This is a genomic window from Bradyrhizobium mercantei, assembly GCF_001982635.1.
GTDB lineage: Bacteria > Pseudomonadota > Alphaproteobacteria > Rhizobiales > Xanthobacteraceae > Bradyrhizobium > Bradyrhizobium mercantei.
In genome coordinates, this window is record NZ_MKFI01000003.1 from 796,290 (window position 1) to 819,026 (window position 22,737).

Annotated in this window: 20 protein-coding genes; 17 read left to right on the forward strand and 3 right to left on the reverse strand. The window is 59.8% G+C overall.

The window, feature by feature from the left end:
• Window positions 1–103 precede the first annotated feature (103 nt).
• Complete coding sequence (locus BI327_RS17340) at window positions 104–1,291, forward strand: MFS transporter (protein ID WP_245334841.1); 1,188 nt, start codon at window positions 104–106, stop codon at window positions 1,289–1,291.
• A gap of 182 nt (window positions 1,292–1,473) precedes the next feature.
• Here the strand turns inward: BI327_RS17340 and BI327_RS17345 are convergent, their stop codons facing one another.
• A complete protein-coding gene (locus tag BI327_RS17345) occupies window positions 1,474–2,787 on the reverse strand; it encodes a DUF2130 domain-containing protein (protein WP_076861902.1) in 1,314 nt (437 codons plus the stop codon).
• 583 nt (window positions 2,788–3,370) lie between these two features.
• Here BI327_RS17345 and ald point away from each other — a divergent pair.
• The 15 genes from ald (at window position 3,371) to BI327_RS17425 (ending at window position 19,150) form a co-directional block, all read left to right on the forward strand.
• The gene (gene ald, locus BI327_RS17355; RefSeq protein ID WP_076861904.1) at window positions 3,371–4,483 is read left to right on the forward strand and encodes an alanine dehydrogenase; all 1,113 of its coding nucleotides are present in this window, start codon (window positions 3,371–3,373) and stop codon (window positions 4,481–4,483) included.
• A gap of 334 nt (window positions 4,484–4,817) precedes the next feature.
• Entirely contained in the window at window positions 4,818–5,012 is a 195-nt protein-coding gene (locus BI327_RS17360) for a 4Fe-4S binding protein (protein WP_076861906.1), read from the forward strand.
• 211 nt (window positions 5,013–5,223) lie between these two features.
• Window positions 5,224–6,720, forward strand: coding sequence for a Fe-S cluster assembly protein SufB (sufB, locus tag BI327_RS17365; RefSeq protein WP_076861908.1), 1,497 nt, complete (start codon window positions 5,224–5,226; stop codon window positions 6,718–6,720).
• A gap of 69 nt (window positions 6,721–6,789) precedes the next feature.
• Entirely contained in the window at window positions 6,790–7,542 is a 753-nt protein-coding gene (sufC, locus tag BI327_RS17370; RefSeq protein ID WP_076861910.1) for a Fe-S cluster assembly ATPase SufC, read from the forward strand.
• Window positions 7,543–7,560: 18 nt separating this feature from the next.
• A complete protein-coding gene (sufD, locus tag BI327_RS17375; protein ID WP_083742109.1) occupies window positions 7,561–8,901 on the forward strand; it encodes a Fe-S cluster assembly protein SufD in 1,341 nt (446 codons plus the stop codon).
• A complete protein-coding gene (locus BI327_RS17380) occupies window positions 8,898–10,145 on the forward strand; it encodes a cysteine desulfurase (RefSeq protein ID WP_076861914.1) in 1,248 nt (415 codons plus the stop codon). Before sufD ends, BI327_RS17380 begins: the two co-directional genes overlap by 4 nt.
• 467 nt (window positions 10,146–10,612) lie before the next feature.
• Window positions 10,613–12,115: a nitrogenase molybdenum-iron protein alpha chain gene (nifD, locus tag BI327_RS17385; protein ID WP_076861916.1), complete on the forward strand. Its 1,503-nt coding sequence runs from the start codon at window positions 10,613–10,615 to the stop codon at window positions 12,113–12,115.
• Window positions 12,116–12,185: 70 nt separating this feature from the next.
• The gene (gene nifK, locus BI327_RS17390; RefSeq protein WP_076861918.1) at window positions 12,186–13,742 is read left to right on the forward strand and encodes a nitrogenase molybdenum-iron protein subunit beta; all 1,557 of its coding nucleotides are present in this window, start codon (window positions 12,186–12,188) and stop codon (window positions 13,740–13,742) included.
• Between the two features lie 95 nt (window positions 13,743–13,837).
• Complete coding sequence (gene nifE / locus BI327_RS17395) at window positions 13,838–15,511, forward strand: nitrogenase iron-molybdenum cofactor biosynthesis protein NifE (protein ID WP_076861920.1); 1,674 nt, start codon at window positions 13,838–13,840, stop codon at window positions 15,509–15,511.
• Between the two features lie 7 nt (window positions 15,512–15,518).
• Entirely contained in the window at window positions 15,519–16,925 is a 1,407-nt protein-coding gene (gene nifN / locus BI327_RS17400; RefSeq protein ID WP_076861922.1) for a nitrogenase iron-molybdenum cofactor biosynthesis protein NifN, read from the forward strand.
• Window positions 16,922–17,317: a nitrogen fixation protein NifX gene (gene nifX, locus BI327_RS17405; RefSeq protein ID WP_066503841.1), complete on the forward strand. Its 396-nt coding sequence runs from the start codon at window positions 16,922–16,924 to the stop codon at window positions 17,315–17,317. The genes nifN and nifX overlap by 4 nt, the downstream gene beginning before the upstream one ends.
• A 7-nt stretch (window positions 17,318–17,324) precedes the next feature.
• Window positions 17,325–17,795, forward strand: a complete 471-nt coding sequence (locus BI327_RS17410) for a NifX-associated nitrogen fixation protein (RefSeq protein WP_066503842.1) — start codon at window positions 17,325–17,327, stop codon at window positions 17,793–17,795.
• 9 nt (window positions 17,796–17,804) lie between these two features.
• Window positions 17,805–18,005, forward strand: a complete 201-nt coding sequence (locus tag BI327_RS17415; RefSeq protein WP_076861924.1) for a CCE_0567 family metalloprotein — start codon at window positions 17,805–17,807, stop codon at window positions 18,003–18,005.
• 14 nt (window positions 18,006–18,019) lie between these two features.
• A complete protein-coding gene (fdxB, locus tag BI327_RS17420) occupies window positions 18,020–18,313 on the forward strand; it encodes a ferredoxin III, nif-specific (RefSeq protein ID WP_076861925.1) in 294 nt (97 codons plus the stop codon).
• 426 nt (window positions 18,314–18,739) lie between these two features.
• Window positions 18,740–19,150 (forward strand): Rieske (2Fe-2S) protein, encoded by a 411-nt coding sequence (locus BI327_RS17425; protein WP_076861927.1) that lies wholly within the window; start codon window positions 18,740–18,742, stop codon window positions 19,148–19,150.
• A gap of 10 nt (window positions 19,151–19,160) precedes the next feature.
• Here the strand turns inward: BI327_RS17425 and BI327_RS17430 are convergent, their stop codons facing one another.
• Window positions 19,161–19,751, reverse strand: a complete 591-nt coding sequence (locus BI327_RS17430) for a hypothetical protein (protein ID WP_076862200.1) — start codon at window positions 19,749–19,751, stop codon at window positions 19,161–19,163.
• A gap of 353 nt (window positions 19,752–20,104) precedes the next feature.
• Entirely contained in the window at window positions 20,105–21,835 is a 1,731-nt protein-coding gene (locus tag BI327_RS17435; RefSeq protein ID WP_245334842.1) for an ATP-dependent Clp protease adaptor ClpS, read from the reverse strand.
• A 571-nt stretch (window positions 21,836–22,406) separates the two neighbouring features.
• On the opposite strand from BI327_RS17435, the gene BI327_RS17440 reads away from it, so the two are divergent.
• Window positions 22,407–22,727, forward strand: coding sequence for a HesB/IscA family protein (locus BI327_RS17440; protein ID WP_076861931.1), 321 nt, complete (start codon window positions 22,407–22,409; stop codon window positions 22,725–22,727).
• Window positions 22,728–22,737: the final 10 nt, after the last annotated feature.

Consider the following 22,737-nt stretch of genomic DNA (forward strand, 5'->3'; position numbering starts at 1 on the left):
TCGCGCGCCATCTTCACAATGGCATCACACTTGCAACGAGTGGAATGTTCAGCCCGACGTATCATCGTCGAGCCGTGCATCGCCCGTAGGCGAGCGCCCAGAGGTGGTCGGCGCCACGCTTGCGGGCTTTTTCTCGCCGGAGTGCCCTGTGTTATCGTCTATCGATCGGCCAGGCGGCTCGCTCGCGACCCGATTAGCATTTTTTGTTGCCGGATTCGGCTTTGCCTCATGGGCACCTCTGGTGCCGCTCGCCAAGGAGCGGCTTGCGGTCGATGATGGCGTGCTTGGTCTGGTGTTGCTCTGCCTTGGCGTTGGATCCGCCGTCGCCGTGCTCGTGACCGGCGCGGCGAATGCACGTTACGGCAGCCGAACCATCATTCTTTGTGGTGGTGTTGGCCTTGCGCTCATCCTGCCGTGGCTTGCTGTGGCCAGCACACCTCTTGGGCTTGGCGCCGTACTGTTTGCTTTCGGTGTTTCGCTTGGCTCAATCGATATAGCCATGAACGTTCACGCAACCGAAGTGGAGCGCGCCGCCGACCGTCCGTTGATGTCCGGCTTCCACGCCCAGTTCTGCATAGGCGAGGTCGCCGGCTCGGCTGTTATGACCGCCTGCCTCTCGTTGCGGAATGACGCGCTTATTTCAACGTTGGTCTGTTCGGCGCTGATGACGATTACAATTCTATTGGCCTGGCCGCGGTTTCTCGCAACAGGTCGGACCGAGCAACGGCTAGGGTTCGTCCTGCCCGATCGCGGCGTGTTGCTGATAGCTACGCTTGCGGCCATGACCTTTCTTGTCGAAGGCGCAATGCTCGACTGGAGCGCCTTGTTTCTCGTTGATCGAGGTCTTGTCTCGAAAGCGCATGGCGGCTTCGGTTACATGTTGTTTTCCATTGCCATGACAGCAGGCCGCCTCGGCGGAGATGCCGTCGCGACGCGGTTCGGCGATCGCGCCACATTGATGTTCGGAACTGTACCGATCGTGACAGGTTTCGTGGCGCTGCTGGCGGCGCCCGTTGCGGCGATTGCCATGGCGGGATGCCTGCTTATCGGATTGGGTGCTTCGAATATTGTGCCGGTGCTGTACCGCCGGGTCGCCAAACAGAAGGCGATGCCGGCCAGCCTTGCGATCGCAGTCACCACGACGGCCGGCTACACGGGCCTACTCGCCGGTCCCGCTATCGTCGGCCTTATCGCAAACATGGCTGGCCTTCCATTGGCATTCGCAATGCTGGGCGTGCTCCTGTGCACCGTCACGCTCACGGCGCCGATCGTGGTGGCGGACCGTCACTGAGTTGTGGTGTGGCTGCCCTTGCAAATGTGGCTTTTGATGGGTTCATCCGCTGCCTTCGCAAGCTGCCATCTTTCCAAGAGGCGACTTTCCACAAGGCGACGGCGTGTCTGGCCGTTCAGGCGGCACGGGGACGCTATGCCGCCCTAAGGATTCGAATATGCGTGCGGCGTGCCGGCAGTCATTCATCCTGCTTTTCGCTCGGGTTCGACGTTATTCTCCAGCAACTGGATGTCCAAACTTGAGATCTCCGGCATGGCCTTGCCCGCGATGGCTTGAAGGTCTCCGACCATCCCAACCGTCGAGTCGACAACGGCCAAAATCTGCGTTTCCCGCTTGGCCCACTGCCGCCCCATGAATTTTCGTTCCTTGTCGAGATCTTCACGCATGTCGTTGAACTTCTCAACTACGGCTTCCACCCGCTGCCTGAATTTCGTCCCCGTCAGGTAATGGTAGACCTGCTCCATCTTCGTTTGCTGGCCTTGCTGCACGAGGCGCGAGCCGGTGACATCGATAAGTGCCTGACGGAGAGCCACCGCGACCGGCAGAGCGCATCGAGGGTGCGTCACCCATATTCCATCAATCAGGTCGAAATGCTCGATATGTTTTGGAAGCGCCTGCGACACGATGAGCGCAACATCGGCTCCGCAGCGGCGCTGATCGTCCCGGAGTTTGCCAAGCCACCCGTCGCTCCAAGCCTTGGTGCGCTTGGATTCCCAGAGGATAATGCCCGCGGCCTGCCCAATAGAGCCATTGACCTGCTGCACAACGTCTGCGCCAAGTTCGCCTTTGCCCACTGGCTCAATCAGGTCAGTTGGAAAGCGGCCGCGAAGAACAGTTTCCAGTTCAAGCTCCAGGACTTCGCCCTGCGATTGTTGTGACCCTTGCTCAGCTTTACGCTTGAGCTCCTCGATTGTGCGGGACATCGACTCGATTGTCTGGTCTTTTTCCGCGACGCGTAGTCGCGCGGCTTCGTCAGCTTCCTGCCTTGCCTTTGCCTGGATCTGTTCAGCTGAAGCCTGGACACGCTTCTCAACGGTCAGATCAAGCTCGCGCTTCTCGTCATCGAGTGCTCGTTGTTTGCGGATAAGTGCAGCCTGTGCCTGCTGCGCCTCGGCAAGCTTGGTGTTGTTCGCCTCGAGAATCTGCCGGAGCTCGGCCAATTCGGTTGTATGCGCCTGCAGTTCAGCTGCGGCCGCATCGCGCGCTTTCTTGGCCTCCATGGCGACAAGTTGGTTGCGCTCGGCCGCCAACCGTCGAGCCACCTGGTCCTCGATCAGCTCGCGATCCTTCTGAAGCTGTTCGCGCTCCTGCCGCAGTGCTTCGGTCTTGCGCGCGACCTCGGCGTCCTTGCTGGCGAGCTGTTCCTGGAAGCGCTGGCGGGTCTCCGCGAGAAGCGGGGCGGCGAGCGATTCGGTCAGCCGGATCTCGTGGTTGCAATTCGGACAATGAAGGGTGGGCTCATGAGCGCCGGTGGCCGCGGTCGCACTAAATGTCATAAACCCTCCCGGTCTGCGGCTAGGTCGGGATAAACGTGATCCGCCCGGCTTCCCCCCGCTTCCGATATGGCTTTATCGCTATTTCATCGTTCTGGTCGAATGCCGTAAGCGCGCGCAGCGGCTTTTCCACCGAAACCAGCCTGAAACGCCAACGAAACGGCTTGGACGGGCCGGGTCGCTTCATGTCGACCAGCCCAGCGGGTTCAATCTGGTCATCTTCCGCTCTGCCATCAGCCGCTTCAGCTGAACAACGACAGCGACTTTGAGATGGTGCTCCCGGCGTTCGGCAGACCGAGATCAGCGAGAGTGTTGCCAAACCCTCAAGCTAAGGGTTGGCAAGGTCCTCCTTACGCTCACGATCCGACTTTCTTCGTTGCCTTGTGGATCGTTTCACGATCTCGACAGTTGCTGGACTGCGGCAAGCTCCGCAAATATGTCATATCGATCCATCCGGGATACGTTTGTCCGAAATCCTGCGCAACAGCTTAAACGTTGCAGAATTTCTGCGCCATCTGGCCGCCTCCTCATCAGTATTGCAGCGTCCTTCCGACTAGAAGGGACGCTGAGGCAGGGAGGATTGCAAATGAGGCTCGGTGTTCCCAAGGAAATCAAAGCGCACGAATATCGCGTGGGTCTGACGCCGGGAGCCGTCCGCGAATATGTGGCAGCCGGTCACAGCGTGATGGTCGAGACCAACGCCGGCGCCGGGATTGGCGCAAGCGACGACAACTATCGCAACGTCGGCGCAACTATTCTGGAGTCCGCACGCGAGGTCTTCGCCTCGAGTGAGATGATCGTAAAGGTCAAGGAGCCCCAGCCGTCGGAGTGGGTGCAGCTTCGAGAGGGCCAGATCCTCTTCACTTATCTGCATCTGGCTCCAGATCCGGAGCAGGCCAACGGACTGCTCAAATCCGGCTGCACCGCGATCGCCTACGAAACCGTGACTGACCCGCATGGCGGCCTTCCACTGCTGGCGCCGATGAGCGAGGTCGCGGGTAGGCTTGCGATCGAAGCGGCAGGTAGCGCCCTGAAGCGGTATGCGGGCGGCCGGGGACTGTTGATCGGTGGCGTGCCCGGTGTTCCGCCGGCTTGCATCGTGGTGATCGGTGGAGGCGTCGTCGGGACGCATGCGGCGCGCATGGCGGTCGGTTTGGGTGCTGAGGTTACGATCATCGACCGCTCGATACCGCGGCTTCGTGAGCTGGATGAACTCTTCGAAGGGCGCGTTCGTACCAGGTTCTCGACGATCGATGCCGTGGAGGAGGAGGTATTTGCGGCGGATGTGGTCATTGGCGCGGTGCTTGTTCCGGGCGCCAGCGCACCGAAACTTGTTAGCCGCGGCATGTTGAGCTCGATGCGCAAAGGAGCGGTGATCGTGGATGTCGCGATCGATCAGGGTGGCTGCTTTGAGACCTCACACCCGACAACCCACGATGATCCAACTTACGAGGTGGACGGCATCATTCATTATTGCGTAGCCAATATGCCCGGAGCTGTCCCGCTGACCTCGAGCCAGGCCTTGAACAACGCCACGCTGCCATTCGGCTTGGCGCTCGCCAAAAAGGGATTTGCGGCCGTGCTCGAAAACCCTCACCTGCGCGCGGGCCTCAATGTCCATCGGGGCCGGCTGACTTACAAGGCTGTGGCCGAGAGCCTCGGCCTGCCATTCTCACCGATCGAACAGGCTGCGGCCTGATCCCAGAGGCCCCTAAGGGCGTTTCCTCCCTGACTTGGGCCACTCATTCGGAGTGGCCCTTTTTTTAGACCCATCGATCTCTTGAGCGCGGATTGAATTGCGCTGGAACGCAGTGCGCTCGGCAATGATAGCTGCCCGATGTGGGCGGAGCGGCTACGCCGCTGAACAAGGCAGCATCGAAATCCAACCTCTATGTTGCGGACTGTAGGGTTTGCGACAAGCTGTCCAAGCCGCAACATGCGATGGAAAAATTGCCAAGAAAAATCAAGGCTCGGGATTTGGCATGAGGCTTGAAGGGATGAAATCGTCTCGCATCTCCTGTCCTAGGAATCGCATGGCTTACAAGATAATCGCGTCCCAATGCACCGTCTGTGGCGCGTGTGAGTTCGAATGTCCGAACGCCGCAATTAGTCTCAAGAACGACATCTATGTGGTCAATCCAGCGAAGTGCACCCAATGCGATGGGCATTTCGAGGCGCCGCAATGCGCCGCTGTCTGCCCGGTGCCCGACACCTGCGTGCCGGCCTAGAGGGGTTGTCGATGAGCGGGTCCTCGGCGCGCAGCAAGGTCAAGACGGTCAAGACGCTATTGGAGACGGCGGGCGATGTGATCGGTTGCCTGGCTCGGCCGGTTTTAAGCCCTGCCCTCGCGACTTACGCGATAGCCTTAGCGGCTAGGAGAGCACGCCACAGCTGGCGCTGGAAATCGCCGGAATCGTCCCAAGGCGAGCGGAGCAAGCCATGGTAGCAGCACGGGAGACGGTTGAGTGCGTCGCTCGGACCGGCGTCGATCAGTATCGATATGGATTTGAGACTTTGATCGAATCCGACAAGGCCCCGAAGGGGCTGTCGGAAGACACCGTTCGCTTCATCTCCGCAAAGAAAAGCGAGCCTGGCTGGATGCTGGAGTGGCGCCTTCAGGCGTATCGCTGCTGGCTGACGATGACTGAGCCGACCTGGGCCCGCGTCCATTATCCGAACATCGATTACCAGGACATCTACTATTACGCGGCGCCGAAGCCGAAGAAGCCTCTATCCTCGATCGACGAGATCGATCCGGAAATCCTCAAGACCTACGAGAAGCTCGGCATCCCGCTGCGCGAGGTCGCGATCCTGGAAGGCGTCGAGCCGGCGCCGGGCGGTGAGCCGTCGGCCAATCGCAAGATTGCGATCGATGCCGTGTTTGATTCGGTGTCGGTCGCGACCACCTTCAAGGCGGAGCTGAAGAAGGCCGGCGTGATCTTCATGCCAATCTCGGAGGCGATCCGCGAGTATCCCGATCTGGTACAAAAGTACCTCGGAACTGTGGTTCCCATCTCAGACAATTTTTTCGCGAGGCTGAACTCGGCGGTGTTCTCAGACGGCTCGTTTGTCTACGTGCCGCCGGGCGTGCGCTGCCCGATGGAGCTGTCGACCTATTTCCGCATCAACGAGCGCAACACCGGCCAATTCGAGCGCACGCTGATCATCGCCGACAAGGGCTCCCACGTTTCCTATCTCGAGGGCTGCACGGCGCCGCAGCGCGACGAGAACCAGTTGCATGCCGCCGTGGTCGAACTCGTGGCGCTCGACGACGCCGAGATCAAATATTCGACGGTGCAGAACTGGTACCCCGGCAATTCGGAAGGCAAGGGCGGCATCTACAATTTCGTCACCAAGCGTGGCGATTGCCGCGGCAAGCATTCGAAGATCTCCTGGACCCAGGTCGAGACCGGCTCGGCTATCACCTGGAAATATCCGAGCTGCATCCTGCGCGGCGACAATTCGCGCGGCGAGTTCTACTCGATCGCGATCTCGAACGGTTTCCAGCAGGTCGATTCTGGCACCAAGATGTTCCATCTCGGCAAGAACACGTCCAGCCGGGTCATCTCCAAGGGCATCGCCGCCGGCAAGTCGCGGAACACCTATCGCGGTCTTGTCAGCGCAAATCGGAACGCCGCCGGCGCGCGCAATCACACCATATGCGACTCGCTGCTCATCGGCGACAAATGCGGCGCGCACACCGTGCCCTATGTCGAGGCCAAAAATTCCTCGGCGACATTCGAGCATGAGGCGACCACGTCGAAGATCTCCGAGGACGTGCTGTTCTACTGCATCCAGCGCGGAATGTCGCAGGAGGAGGCTGTCAGCCTTGTCGTCAACGGCTTCATCAAAGAGGTGCTGCAGAAACTGCCGATGGAGTTCGCAGTCGAAGCGCAGAAGTTGATCTCGATCTCTCTCGAGGGATCGGCCGGATAGTTATAGGCTTGGCGAGCCCTGCCGAAAGAGGCTCGCTGCTGCGATGATACTTGCCAGGGAATAGCTCGAATGCCGTTGCTCGAAATCCGAAATTTGCACGTCTGTGTCGAGGGGCGTGAAATCCTCCACGGGCTCGATCTGACGGTCAATGCGGGCAAGGTGCACGCCATCATGGGGCCAAACGGCTCGGGAAAATCAACCCTCAGCCATGTCATCACAGGCAAACCCGGCTATCAAATCACCGCAGGTCGGATCCTGTTCAAGGGCGAAGACCTGCTCGCGATGGGCCCGGACCAGCGCGCCGCCAAGGGACTCTTTCTTGCCTTCCAATATCCGGTAGAAATTCCAGGTGTGACCACCATGAACTTCCTGCGTACCGCGCTCAACGCGCAGCGCAAGGCGCGTGGCCAAAGCGGATATTCGACGCCGCATTTCCTGAAAAAGGCTCGCACGGTCGCCAAGCAACTCAACATTCCACAGAGCATGCTGAAGCGCGGCGTCAATGTCGGCTTTTCGGGCGGCGAGAAGAAGCGCAACGAGATCTTGCAGATGGCGCTGTTCGAGCCTGATCTGTGCATCCTGGACGAGATAGATTCCGGTCTCGATATCGATGCGCTGCGTATCGTAGCCGATGGTATCAACGCGATGCGCTCGCCGGACCGATCGATAATTATGATCACGCATTATCAGCGGCTTCTGAATTACGTCGTGCCCGACGTCGTGCACGTGATGTCGAGAGGGCGGGTTGTGAAGAGCGGCGACAAGCAGCTCGCGCTGGAGCTCGAGGCCTCCGGCTACGCCCAATTCGAGGACGCGGCCTGACGCGCAGGGGATTTTCGGATGGATCTGGTTCTGGCTAAGGCTATGCCGGAGGATAAAGCTAATGCAGAGCGGGCGGCGAGCAATGTCTTCGCCGCTGCGCAGGGGCGTTTGCCCGGCGCGGGCCGTATCGCCGCTATTCGTGCGAGAGCCTTTGAGGCTTATGAGCGGGTCGGCCTGCCACACCGGCGCGTCGAGGAGTGGAAGTACACGGATCTGCGCGTATTGATGCGCGATGTGCTGCGGCTCGCGGAGCGGCCGGACGCGTCCGCGCTAAAGCGGGCGCAGGCTGCGGTCGACCAAGCAGCATTCGAAGGCGCGATCAAGCTGGTGCTGGTTGATGGTATGTTCGCACCCAATCTGTCTGATGTCGCCAAGATCGGAAAGGGCATCGATGTACAGACGCTGCGCGAGGTTCTGGAGAGTTCGGCGAGCGACGCATTGGCCGGCTTGGTGCTGTCCACGACCACAGACGCGATGATCTCGCTCAATACTGCGATGGCAACCGACGGCGTCGTGGTGACGATCGCGGAAGGCAAGGCACTGAGGCGTCCGCTTCATGTCATTCACGTTTCAACCACGTCCTCGGCATCTCACTTTACGCGCTCGTATCTGCACCTCGGTGATGGTGCTCATGGAACCGTAGTGGAGAGCTTTGTCTCGGCCGAAAGCGCGTGCGGCTATCAAGCCAACAATGTCATGATCGTGCTGGTTGGTAATCAAGCCGGCCTCTCGCATCTTCGCGTGAAGGCGGATGCGGCCGACGCGGTCAACATCTCCTCCGAGATCATCGCAGTTGGTTCCAAGGCAAAACTCAATCTGTTCGACATGATCCGCGGCGGCGCCGTCAGCCGCTATCAGGATTTCATTACGCTGGCGGGCGAAGGAGCAGAGCTTTGCGTGAACGGCGTTAACCTGCTCATGGAGAAGCAGCATGCAGACACGACACTCGTGGTCGATCACGCCGCGCCGCATTGCGTCAGCCGTCAGAATTTTCGTGCGGTCGTCGATGGGGCCGGCCGCTCGGTGTTCCAGGGGCGAATCATCGCTCGTCCCGACGCGCAGAAAAGTGACGCCAAACTGACGATGCGGGCGCTGCTCCTGTCGGACCAGGCCGAGGCCGACAATAAGCCGGAACTCGAGATCTTTGCCGACGACGTGAAGTGCGGCCACGGAGCGACGTCAGGCGGGCTGGATGAGAGTCTCCTGTTTTACTTGGGCGCTCGCGGTCTGTCCGAGAACGATGCGCAAGCGCTGCTGATCCGGGCGTTCCTGGGTGAGGCGATCGAGGGGATCGCCAACGAGAATTTGCGCGATTTTGCGACTTCGCAAACCGAGCGCTGGTTCAAGGCGCGGCGATGAGCACGCATCCTGCCGTTAGCAATGGTGGCTACGACGTCGAGCGTCTGCGCGAGGAGTTTCCCGCGCTGGCCACGACGGTCCATGGCCAGCCGCTCGTTTATCTCGATAACGCCGCGTCCGCGCAAAAGCCAAGGGCCGTGCTCGACCGCATGATGCAGGCATACCGCAGTGAATATGCAAATGTGCATCGCGGCCTGCATTACCTCGCCAACGCAGCGACCGAGGCCTATGAAGGCGCGCGGGCCAAGGTAGCGCAGTTTGTGAACGCACATCGAACTGAGGAGATCATCTTCACCCGCAGCGCTACCGAGGCGATCAATCTGGTTGCTCAGACCTTCGGCCGTGAGCGCATCATGCCGGGTGACGAGATCGTTCTCTCGATCATGGAGCACCACTCCAACATCGTGCCGTGGCACTTCCTCAGGGAGCGCTATGGTGCCGTGATCAAGTGGGCGCCGGTCGACGACGAGGGCAACTTCCTGATCGAGGAGTTCGAGAAACTCCTGAGCCCGCGCACCAGAATCGTCGCGATCACCCAGATGTCGAACGCGCTCGGCACGCTGGTACCGGTGAAGGACGTGGCCCGCCTCGCGCATGCCCGCGGTATTTCGGTGCTGGTCGACGGCTCACAAGGATGTGTCCATCTGGATGTCGATGTCCGCGACATTGATTGCGATTTCTACGTCATGACGGGCCACAAATTGTATGGGCCAACCGGCATCGGCGTGCTTTACGGCAAATATGCCAATCTGGCGGCAATGCCACCGTTCAATGGCGGCGGTGAGATGATCCGCCAAGTTTCGCGCGAGGGCGTCATCTATGGTGATCCGCCGCACCGGTTCGAGGCGGGCACGCCGCCGATCGTCCAGGCTATCGGTTTGGGCGCGGCCATAGACTTCATTAATTCGATCGGCAAGGCTCGGATCCGCAGGCACGAGAGCGCACTGCTGGCTTACGCGCAGGAAAAGCTAGAGAGCATCGATTCTCTGCGCCCCATCGGAACGGCAGCCGAGAAGGGCGCGATCATGTCCTTTGACATGAAGGTCGCGCATCCGCACGATATCGCGACCGTCATCGATCGCTCCGGGGTCGCGGTGCGCGCCGGGACCCATTGCGCGATGCCGTTGCTCGCGCGCTTTGGCTTGCCTGCGACGTGCCGCGCTTCCTTTGCCCTTTATAACACGTATGAAGAGATTGATGCGTTGGCACGCGCGCTGATCAAGGCGGAGCGCCTATTCTCCTGAGCGGCCGACTTGCCGCGATCTGGCTCAGCGCGGCCGGATAAGAGGTGGCACGGGACGGTGGTGAGACCACGCTAGATGTGAGCAGCACGGCGACAGACCGAAGCTGAGCACTTACCGGATTTTGGCGCCTTGCTGTTGGCAAGCTGGAATGGGCCGAGCTGCCGTGCGGTTTGCTCGCCTCGTGTCGAGCCCGCTCAAGTCGTGCCTGGCCAAGTCACGCTGGTCGTCGGCGTTTTTATTGGCCCATGTCACGGCCGAGTTTGCATTTGTTTTGTTTCGAACACGGCCGAACGGGCGCCTTTCTGGACGAGGTGCGATGTCGGGTTCGCAACAACCGTCCGTCCTGCGCGGTGCACGCTAAGCGTATGAGAATACGACGCGTTTTGCGGTCACGCTCTGCTGGCACGCACGTTGCAAACGTCATCCAAGAGCCGCCGTTGCAACAGCAAATCCTAAAGGACATCAGAATGAGTCTCGCCACGACCTATAGCACCGCACAGATCAGGGCGCGCAACAAAGAGCTGATCGAGGAGGTGCTGAAGGTCTACCCGGAGAAGACCGCAAAACGACGCGCCAAGCACCTCAACATTCACGAGGCCGGCCGGTCGGACTGCGGGGTGAAGTCCAACATCAAATCCATACCTGGCGTGATGACAATTCGCGGGTGCGCCTACGCGGGTTCCAAGGGCGTGGTCTGGGGACCGATCAAGGACATGGTTCATATCAGCCATGGCCCGGTTGGCTGCGGCCAATATTCGTGGGGCTCGCGCCGTAACTATTACGTGGGTACGACAGGCATCGATAGTTTCGTGACCTTGCAGTTTACCTCCGATTTCCAGGAAAAGGATATTGTATTCGGCGGCGACAAGAAGCTCATCAAGGTCATGGATGAGATCCAGGAACTGTTCCCGCTCAACAACGGCATTACAGTCCAGTCGGAATGCCCGATCGGCCTGATCGGCGATGACATCGAGGCGGTCTCCAGAGCGAAGTCAAAGGAATTCGGCGGCAAGACCATCGTGCCGGTCCGCTGCGAGGGTTTCCGTGGCGTATCGCAGTCGCTTGGCCATCATATTGCAAATGACGCGGTGCGCGATTGGATCTTCGACAAGGATGACCCACAGAGCAAGCCGAGGTTCGAGCCGAGCCCGTACGATGTCGCAATCATCGGCGATTACAATATTGGCGGCGACGCCTGGTCGTCTCGAATTCTGCTGGAGGAAATCGGCCTGCGCGTAATTGCCCAGTGGTCCGGCGACGGCTCGCTGGCCGAACTCGAGGCGACACCGAAGGCAAAGCTGAACATTCTGCATTGCTACCGCTCGATGAACTATATCTCGCGCCACATGGAAGAGAAGTTCGGCATTCCCTGGTGCGAATACAACTTCTTCGGGCCCGCAAAGATCGCAGAATCACTGCGCAAGATCGCGGGCTATTTCGATGACAAGATCAAGGAGGGCGTCGAGCGGGTGATTGAGAAATACCAGCCGCTTGTGAACGCCGTGATCACAAAGTATCGCCCGCGCCTGGAGGGCAAGACGGTGATGCTGTTCGTCGGCGGATTGCGTCCGCGTCACGTGATCGGTGCATACGAAGACCTCGGCATGGAAGTCGTCGGCACCGGATATGAGTTCGGACACAACGACGACTACCAGCGCACCGCTCAGCACTACGTGAAAGACAGCACGCTCATCTACGACGACGTCAATGGCTACGAGTTCGAGCGCTTCGTCGAGAAGATCCAGCCCGACCTGGTCGGCTCGGGGATCAAGGAAAAATATGTATTCCAGAAGATGGGTGTGCCGTTCCGGCAAATGCACTCCTGGGACTATTCGGGCCCGTATCACGGCTATGACGGGTTTGCGATTTTCGCGCGCGACATGGACATGGCGGTCAATTCGCCGATTTGGAAGAAATTGAAGGCGCCCTGGAAGGACGTGCCAAGACCGAAGCTCTTGGCCGCAGAATGACGCAAGCAATCCCTGCTCTCTGCCAAGAGACGGGGCGACGTTAATCACGATACCTGAAAGGCTTTTATCCATGGCGCAGAGTGCAGACCATGTGCTCGATCACTTCGACCTGTTTCGCGGGCCGGAATACCAGCAGATGCTGGACAACAAGAAGATGTTTGAAAATCCTCGCGACCCTGCCGAGGTCGAACGCGTCAAGGAGTGGACGAAGACATCAGAATATCGCGAAAAGAACTTCGCGCGGGAGGCTCTGACGATAAACCCGGCCAAGGCCTGCCAGCCGCTCGGTGCGGTGTTCGCCTCCGTCGGTTTCCAGGGCACGCTGCCTTTCGTGCATGGCTCCCAAGGCTGCGTGGCCTATTACCGCAGCCATCTGTCGCGGCACTTCAAGGAACCGAGCTCCTGCGTCTCCTCGTCGATGACGGAAGACGCCGCGGTATTCGGCGGCCTGAACAACATGATCGATGGGCTCGCCAACAGCTACAATATGTACAAGCCCAAGATGATTGCGGTCTCGACCACCTGCATGGCGGAGGTGATCGGTGACGACCTCAACGCCTTCATCAAGACGTCGAAGGAAAAAGGCTCAGTCCCAGCGGATCTCGACGTCCCGTTCGCGCACACCCCGGCGTTCGTCGGCAGTCATGTCACCGGCTATGACAATGCACTCAAGGGGATCCTGGAGCATTTTTGGGACGGCAAGGCCGGAACCGCAGACAAGCTGGAGCGCAAGCCGAACCGCAAGATCAACTTCATCGGGGGCTTCGACGGCTACACTGTCGGCAACCTTCGCGAGATCAAGCGTATTTTCGAACTGATGGGTATCGAATACATCATCCTCGCCGACAATTCCGATGTATTCGATACACCGACAGACGGCGAGTTCCGGATGTATGACGGCGGCACCACGCTGGAAGACGCCGCGAACGCCCTTCACGCCAAGGCCACGATCTCCATGCAGCAGTGGTGCACGGATAAGACGCTTCCGTTCATCGCCGACCATGGCCAGGAGGTCCTGGCTTTCAATTATCCGGTGGGCGTATCCGCGACGGATGATTTCCTCATGGCGTTGTCGCGGATCAGCGGCAAGGAGATCCCGGAGGAACTCGCTCGAGAGCGCGGTCGCCTGGTCGACGCGATGGCCGATTCCAGCGCGCATATCCATGGCAAGAAGTTCGCGATCTATGGCGATCCGGACCTCTGCCATGGGTTGGCGGCTTTCCTGCTCGAACTCGGCGCCGAACCAACGCATGTGCTGTCCACCAACGGCAACAAGGCCTGGGACCAGAAAATGCGGGCGCTATTTGCGAGCTCGCCTTACGGGCACAACTGTCACGCCTATCCCGGTCGAGACCTCTGGCACATGCGCTCGCTGCTGTTCACCGAGCCGGTCGATTTTTTGATCGGAAATACCTATGGCAAGTATCTGGAACGCGATACCGGCACTCCGTTGATCCGGATCGGCTTCCCGATCTTTGATCGCCATCACCATCACCGCTCTCCGGTGTGGGGCTATCAGGGCGGCATGAACGTGCTGGTGAAGATGCTCGACAAGATCTTCGACGAGATCGACAAGAAGACGAACGTTCTAGGCAAGACCGATTTTAGCTTCGACATCATTCGTTGATGACGATCGATGCGCTGCCATCGCCGGACAACATCGGCGGTGGCAGAAGCGCAGGGATGGACGAGCCTTGCAGATAGCGTAAGAGGAAAAGCCGGATGAGTTCGCTACCAGCCACGGTCCAAGATGTCTTCAACGAGCCGGGCTGCGCCAAGAATGCCAACAAGTCGCAGGCCGAGCGGAACAAGGGCTGCACCAGGCAGCTGAAGCCCGGAAGCGCCGCCGGCGGCTGCGCCTTCGACGGCGCCAAGATCGCGCTGCAGCCTTTTACCGATGTCGCCCACCTGGTGCATGGTCCGATCGCGTGCGAAGGTAATTCGTGGGATAATCGCGGCTCGGTATCATCGGGTCCGAACTTGTGGCGCACCGGGTTTACGACAGATCTGACTGAGACCGATATCGTATTTGGAGGCGAGAAGCGGCTCTACAAGGCGATCAAGCAGATCATCGACAAGTGCGACCCGTCGGCCATCTTCGTCTATCAGACCTGTGTTCCCGCCATGATCGGCGACGACATCAACGCAGTCTGTAAGGCCGCTTCGCAAAGGTTCGGCACGCCGGTTATTCCAGTCAATTCGCCGGGCTTCGTCGGTTCCAAGAACCTCGGCAACAAGCTGGCCGGCGAGGCCTTGCTCGAACATGTTATCGGAACACAGGAGCCGGACTGCACCACGCCCTATGACATCAATCTGATCGGGGAATACAATCTGTCCGGCGAGCTTTGGCAGGTCAAGCCGCTGTTTGACGAACTCGGCATCCGTATCCTGTCCTGCATCGCTGGTGATGGCAAATATCACGAAGTCGCCTCCTCGCACCGGGCGCGCGCCGCGATGATGGTATGTTCGAGGGCGATGATCAATGTCGCGCGCAAGATGGAGGAGCGTTACGGCATCCCGTTCTTCGAAGGCTCGTTCTATGGCATCCAGGACTCCAGCGACGCACTGCGCGAGATTGCGCGGCTCCTGGTCGAGCGCGGCGCGCCGGAAGATCTGATCGGGCGCACCGAGGCTGTGATCGCGCGCGAGGAAGCGCGGGCCCGGGCCGCAATCGAGCCGTACAGGCCGCGCTTCAAAGGCAAGAAGGTCTTGCTGATGACCGGTGGCGTCAAGTCCTGGTCGGTCGTTGCCGCGCTGCAGGAAGCCGGGCTCGAACTGGTCGGAACCAGCGTGAAGAAATCCACAAAAGAGGACAAGGAGCGAATCAAGCATTTGATCGGGCAGGACGCCCATATGATCGAGGACATGACGCCGCGCGAAATGTACAAGATGCTGAAGGACGCGAAAGCGGACATCATGCTCTCGGGCGGCAAGTCGCAGTTCGTCGCGCTGAAAGCGGCGATGCCCTGGCTCGATATCAACCAGGAGCGCTGCCACGCCTATATGGGCTATGTCGGCATCGTCAAGCTGGTCGAGGAGATCGACAAGGCGCTGTTCAACCCGATGTGGGAGCAATTGCGTCGACCGCCGCCGTGGGACGGTCCGACGGAGAATTGGCAGACCACGCCGGTTGCGCAACTCGACGTGCAGCCGATTGAGATCGTCGCCGATCGAACACTGACGCAGAGGACCCCGCGCGCGCGAAGGATTTGCTTCTGCAACACGGTCGACCTCGGCACGATCGAGGACGCGATCCGCTCACATAACCTGACCAGCGTCGAAGCGGTCACACAGCACACCCAAGCGGTCGGTGGCTGCTGCAGACGCCGGATCGAGGACATCCTGGCGGGCAGGCCAATCTCCTGGTGGCCGGCCACGCTGCAGGCCGCGGAATAGGGGCGTCATGGTCATTGTCACCACGCCGAACAAGGCCTGTGCGGTCAACCCACTCAAGATGAGCCAGCCGATCGGCGGCGCATTCGCCTTCATGGGGCTTCGCGGGGCGATGCCGCTTCTGCACGGCCCGCAGGGATGCACGTCCTTTGGGCTCACACTGTTTGTGCGGCATTTCAGAGAGCCGGTGCCGCTGCAGACCACAGCCATGAGCGAGGTGACGACCGTGCTGGGCGGTTATGAAAATGTCGAGCAGGCTATACTCAATATCCATAATCGCGCCAAGCCGGAGATTATCGGGATCTGTTCGACCGGGGTGACGGAAACCAATGGCGATGATGTTGACGCCTATATCAAGCTGATCCGCGAGAAGCATCCACAGCTCGACAAGCTTCCTCTGATCTATGTCTCGACGCCCGATTTCAAAGACGCATTCCAGGATGGCTGGGGAAAGACGGTCGCGCGCATGGTCGAGGTGCTGGTCGAGGTGCCTGCGGCCGAGACCGTGCGCAATCCTGCGCAGGTGAATGTCCTTCCCGGATGTCACCTCACGCCGGGTGACCTCGACGAACTGAGGATCATCTTTGAGGATTTCGGCCTGCAGCCATCCTTCCTGCCCGATCTGGCGGGTTCGCTGGATGGGCATATCCCCGAACATTTCACGGCAACGACGATCGGCGGCATTGGGATCGATGACGTCGCGCGCATGGGCCGGGCCGGCTGGACGATTGCCATCGGTGCTCAGATGCGGCGGGCGGCAGAGGCCATGCAAGACAAGACCGGGGTTCCATTTCGCCTGTTTGAACGACTCTGCGGCCTGGTCCCCAATGATGATTTCATTGCGTTTTTGAGCGAAATCAGCGGCCGCCCTGTGCCGTCAAGATATCGGCGCCAGCGCGGGCAGCTTGTCGATGCGATGCTGGACGCGCATTTCCAGATCGGCGGCCGCAGACTTGCGATCGGCGCAGAGCCTGACCTGTTGTTTGACCTGTCCAGCATGCTGCACGAAATGGGCGCGCAGGTGAGCGCGGCCGTGACGACCACGCAATCGGCGGTGCTGGAGCAGATCAAGGCCAAGGAGGTGCAGATCGGCGATCTGGAGGACCTGGAAGATCTTGCGAGAAGCAGGGATTGCGATCTGCTGATCACGCATTCGCATGGTCGGCAGGCTGCGACACGCCTGAAGATTCCGTTCCATCGGGCGGGCTTTCCGATGTTTGACCGGCTCGGAGCAGGACACCAGGTATCCGTCGGCTATCGGGGCACGCGGAATCTGATCTTTGAGATCGCCAATCTGGTGATCGCCGATCGCGAGGCAAATCATGCGCCGACGCCGGATAGCTGGCGGAGCGCGACGCTGCCGTCAAGGAGCGGCCGGCGGAGCTCCATCGACTCAACAGAGAGGTCGATTGCATGAAAGTTGCGTTCGCTACCCAAGATCTCAGGCGCGTCGATGCCCATTTTGGCTGGGCGAAGAATATCGCCGTCTACGAGGTCGGGCCAGGCGGGCACGTATTTCTCAAAGCAGTCCAGTTCGACGGCGACCTGAAGGAAGACGGCGACGAAGACAAGCTGGCGCCCAAGATCGAGGCGATCAAGGATTGCGCCATCCTCTATGTCGGTGCCATCGGCGGCTCCGGCGCCGCGCGGGTGGTGGCCAGAAAGATCCACCCCATCAAGGTCAACAAGCCAGAAAGTATCCAGGTACTGCTCGAAAAGCTCGAGCGCGTGCTGAAGGGCACGCCGCCGCCATGGCTACGCAAAGCCCTGGCCAAGGACAAGAAGCGCACATTCGATTTCGACGAATGAGGATCACATGACCGAGGCTGCAGACGTCATGCAACCCGCTGGCGGGTTCGATGCACCATTCGTCAAAGAGCTGGTCAGGATCTGGCGGGCTGAGGACATGAGTGGGGCCTGGGCCGGCAAGAGCGATCTCGACCTCCTCGAACCTTATATCCTGGACAAGGAGAAGCGACGCGCACTGCCGGTCATCGGCGATCCCGATCCGGATACGGTCTGGCGGCTGGAGCTGTTCTTCAACGCCGTCGCCGTTTCGATCGAGAAGGCGACCGACGTGATGATCCAGCCGATGCTGAAGATGCACCATGAGGGCTTTGGTCGCTTGGTGCTGATTGGGGGGCGGCTGATCGCGGTGAACAAGCAGCTTCGGGATGTACATCGCTTCGGATTCGACAATCTCGCAAAGCTTGCGAGTGAAGGTAACAAGTATATCCGGGACGGAATCAAGATGATCAGGAAATTTCCCGATGTGGCGAACTATTGAGGGCCGCGCATGAGCGATCGCGAGAAACTGTTAGCAGAATTGAAGAAGCTGTCGTCCAGAGCGTTGCAGGCCAAAATGGATCTGCACGATCTGTCGGAAGAACTGCCCGTCAACTGGACTTCGATCATGGCGGTGGCGCAGAAGGCGTACGATGCCTACGCCGAACTCGAGCGCAGGAGCCAGGACCTGAAGGCGCTGGAGAAAGCGTAGAGAGGGACCCCATCATGTCATTTGCAACGCGCGACGGCCGCGACTGGACGCCGGACTACTTGAGCGCGATCGATGCCAAGAAGTGCATCGGCTGTGGCCGCTGCTTCAAGGTCTGCGGTCGTGATGTCATGACATTGAAGGGGATCAACGAGGAGGGCGAACTTGTCGATCTCGACGACGACGATGAGGTTGAGAAGAAAATTATGGTCATGAATGACCAGGGCGCCTGCATCGGCTGCGGCGCCTGCGCCAGGGTTTGTCCGACCAATTGCCAGACCCACGTTTCCGCCGCAGCGGAAGCGGCGTGAAGCGGCCTATGTCCGCCTCTGCCAGAAGGGGGCTAATCGTGGGCCAGATGAACACGGATGGTGCATCTTGGCGAAGATCGCAGCGCCTTTCGATACCGGGCAATGTCGTGGAATGCCGGGATCCGAGGGCCACGAGCTTGATGGTTCGGGCAAATACTGAAGAAGCTCATTTGTCGCAAAAGTGCGAATGTGGCTGGTCCAACGCCGGAAAGCCGAAACCCGAAGATCAATTTCGTGGCGGCCGCGAGTTGCATCGGCGCTGGACCGAGACTGCGCGAATGCTGGCGCGGCTTGGCCGATTGTGTCCCCGGTCCAATCGGGTGCGGACGCAACGTCAGGCGCCGCGGGTTCGTAAAAAAGTGGACGATCCGTGGCTCTGAGATCCCTGCAGGCCTGATCGCAGGATCATCATGAAAGGTTATGGTTATGACCAGGCAAGGGGCGCAGCCCCACACCGTCTATGCGATCTGCGGCTTCGAGGACATTCCAAGCCGCCGGGCCATCGGCTTCAATCTCATGATCCTCGGTGAGGACGGGAAGCGCAGGCCGTGGCCCATCATTGTGGTACGCTGGGGCAGGAAGGTGCTTGGCTATCTCAACAAATGTCCACACGACGACGTCAATCTGGACTGGGAGCCCAACGAGTTCCTCGATCCAAATGGAACCCGGCTGATGTGCGGCAAGCACGGATCGACGTTCGAGCTTGGCAGCGGCCGCGGCGTCGAGGGTCCTTGTAAGGGCGGAGAGCTCACGCCGGTCGCGCTGACAGTTTTGGACGGCGACATATGCGTCATCGGCGTGCGACTTGTCGAGGAGGATTCCGCCGGCGAGAGCTGAAGCGGCGCGCTCAGACCGGCCGGTTCTCGTTGCGGTTCTTCACAGGCGCCATTCTCTTCAGGCCGTCTTCGTAAGAGATCTCATCATAGGACGCATTGAGCCCCTTTGCCGCGTCGAGCAGGTAGTCGAGTTTGCCGCCCGCGTCGAGCTTCTTGATGTCATCCTTGTTGACCCCGACCAGGTCCATCATCTCCTTCCAGACTGTGGATTCGTCGCATGGCAGCACGTGGAAGGTGACATCGCCGAGCTTGATCCGGTATTTCGCCAACAGGTCTATGTTGTTGCAGAACATAATGTAGCGACCCTCCGGGCTGAGCGCGCCGTCAAGCACGTCTGCGACGTCGGCGAGATAAGCGAGGGAATGCAGATAGCCGGCCAGCATAGAAATAGTGCTTTCCCCATCCTGCGCGATCGTCAGCACCTGCTCGATCGAATAGTCCGGCGGTCGCTTCTCGTCCGCGACCTGGGCCTGGAACTTCAGCGCGATATCGCCGCGGAAACCAAATCGGCCTGGCTTGGTGGTCCCGCCTTTAAGTACGGCATTGAGCAGGCGCCCCTCCTTCTCCAGGCGGCCGAGCGCGGTGTTCTCGATTGCAGTCATGAAGATCGTCCTCAATCCGAGCTGATCGCCGGACACTTTTTGCCGGCAAGACACACAATGCAAAGGTCTTGCCGTTGCATGCGCGACGGTTCATTGAGGTATTGCTGGATAAAAACGCGCAATCGGGCCGCGGTCGCCAAACAAGCGCGTCAGGAACGCGACATTGTCGGACCTGAGTGGCCGGCGTAGTGGATCTGCCTTCTTTTGTTTGGCTCGGTCGTGAAGCTGATCGTTATCCAATTGCAATGCTTTACGTTTGCCGGCAAGCGTCCTTGGAGCCCCCCATCTGATCCTGGCGGCCGCGTTCGGTGTCCTCCTCGTGCGAGTTTGCGGCGCGCCAAGAGGCACTCGGCCTAATGGCGCGCTTTCCTTGACCTTCGAGGCGGTTCGATTTCACCCGTCGCTCCGCTTCGGGTCCCGGCAACCATCGTTTGGGGGCCGCCTAGCAGCTTCGCGTTGAGTCGCCCGCCTGCGAACAACATATCATCGAGGGCTTCGTGGAGATCGGCTGCGCTCACTGAATGTCCGCCGTCACGCTCAATGCTTGATTGCGTCATGCGCCGCATGAGCTCCTTGATGAAAATGACACTGACCCCTTCGGTACTGCGTACGGCTTGGGCAACGATCTCCGCCTCAAGCGGCAGACCCCCGCTGTAAAGCCGGATCAGCTTGCCGCGGCTGGCTGCATCCGGCAGCGGCAGTTCGATCGCCTGGTTAATGCGGCCGGGGCAATCAGCCAGGGTGACCTCGAGCTGGTCGGGACGGTTGGTGGTGAGCACGAAGAGGATATCAGCATCGTCTCTCAAGCCGTCCAATTCATTCAGCAGCTTCTTCAGCAAGGATATCTCGCTTGCGGCCCAAATGCTGCGGTTGCTGGCGATCCGATCGACATCGTCGATCACCACCATCGTTGGTTGCAGCAGGCGCGCCAGTGTCATATAGGCGCTCAGCAGCTCGACCTGTTCGGCGGTAACGATCAGCGTGGTGTAGCCCGGCAGGTTGGTGGCGAGATAGCGGATCGTGTGAGTTTTCCCGGTGCCGGGCGGACCATAGAGCAGAATGCCCTTGCGGGTCGACTGGCCGAGCCGGCGGAGTGCATCGCGCGCATCGACGAAGTCCAACACGCTGCGATCGAGCAGCTTGAGTGCCCGTTCGGGCAAGATGACGTCCTCACGTTTGACCTTCGCCAGCCGATGTACCGTCACGCCCCTGACGTGGCCAGGGCAATCCGCGCCTCCGTCGAGCGAGAGGATCTTGCCACGATAGCAGCATGTAGAGTGGACGGTTCTTTCTAGTTCATCAAAGCAGCATTGCACGAAGCTGTCGCCGGTATCGCGCGCAGGGACGATGATTTCGATGCGAATCCGGACCCCACCGTCAAATTCGCGATCCTGAGAGAGCACGACGGCATAGGGGAATTCGCTCGCCTGGCAAAGCCACAAGCCGTTACGCAAACATTTGACCGGCGCCATCTCGCCCGTATCGATCTCGTCAAATTGGGGCGGTACAAGTGAAATCGCATCAGATCCACGGCGTTTCATTCGAGCGAATGAAAGCGCCTCATCCCAATGCCGTTCATACGCGCCGAAGAAACGGATTGGGTCAGCAAAAAGCTTGTCGATCGCAACCTGAACATCGGCGCGCATGTAGACCGGCAAATGCCGCACCGTCGTGGCGAGTTCCCCGGGCAGGAAATCGGCAAAGTGCCAGGCCAGCGCATCACAGGCATATTCGAATTGCACATCGGACAGGTCGGCTGTGTGCGCCTTGCCTGCGGCTTCGCTCGTGATCAGCAAGGGAAATCCAGCAGCACGAATGCGACTCTGTGCTTCCTCGATCAGCGCTTTCGCAACTGAGGGTGGATAAGGGCCGCAGACGGTCTTGCCCTGTTGCCAGACGAACTCGGCAAGTGCTACGGCATCCCGCTGCTGTTTTCCAAATACCTCGCGCAGCAGACGGACGACGAAGCCGACAGGGGTGTCGTCGTCATTATGAAAAACAAGCTGAACGGGTTCAGCGCCTACACGGACCGGGTCCATCAAAATACCCGGTGAGCGTTCTGGTTGTTCGGGCATGGGTTTCATGCGAATCGTCCTCGTCGAGCGTGATCGCCGGACGGGGCGCCGGCACGAGGCGCGATGCAAATTCGTTGCCGTGGCGCGGCTCTGCTGGACCAGCGCTGGCGCAGTCTCCCGGCCGCATGTACGCGGCAGAGATTGTCGTGGGCCGCATACAAACTAATGGCGGCGGCAGCGTGGGATCCCGCTTCTTAGAGAAGCCGTTGGAGCGGCACGCAAAAAGGTTCTACGTCACCCGTAGCGTGAGGTTCTAACACTCGACATGGCCGGTCGAGATGTTCGCCGGCCTCCTGCTCTGGACCTGTCGGCTTGCTGCTACTCCGTCGACCCGCCTGTAGCGGCGCGGCTTCCATTCGCTTCATCCGAGTTGGGATACGGAGCCAAAATACGGACGGCACCGATCCGCGCAATCCATGCGAACCTGCTGGCTCGCGCCGTTCATGAGCGGTGTCAGGAATCTGACACGCGTCGCAAAGCAAACGGCACGGTGAAAAAAGGCCAACATTGTCAGAGGCGGCGGGCTGGCATGCGAATTGCCAACTCGCAAGCGCCAGCTCAGGTAAGTGGAGGGTGAGTGATGATCAATCTGACAGACAGCGCGTTGAATGCGGTCAAGAGCGTGCTCGCAACGTCGGCGCAGCCAGCGCGCGGTCTGCGCATCATGGTTGAGGCCGGTGGATGTGCCGGGTTCAAATACGCGATGGACCTGGCCGAGCAGGCGAAACCCAACGAGACCGTGATCGAGCGAGACGGCATCAGGGTTTTCGTCGACAATATGAGCCGTGATCACCTCGCCGGCACGACCATTGATTTCGTGGTGAAGCTGGAGGGCTCGGGATTCACCTTCGATAATCCGAATGCCGGCTCGGTCTGCTCCTGCGGCAAATCGTTCAGCTGACGGCAAGAGG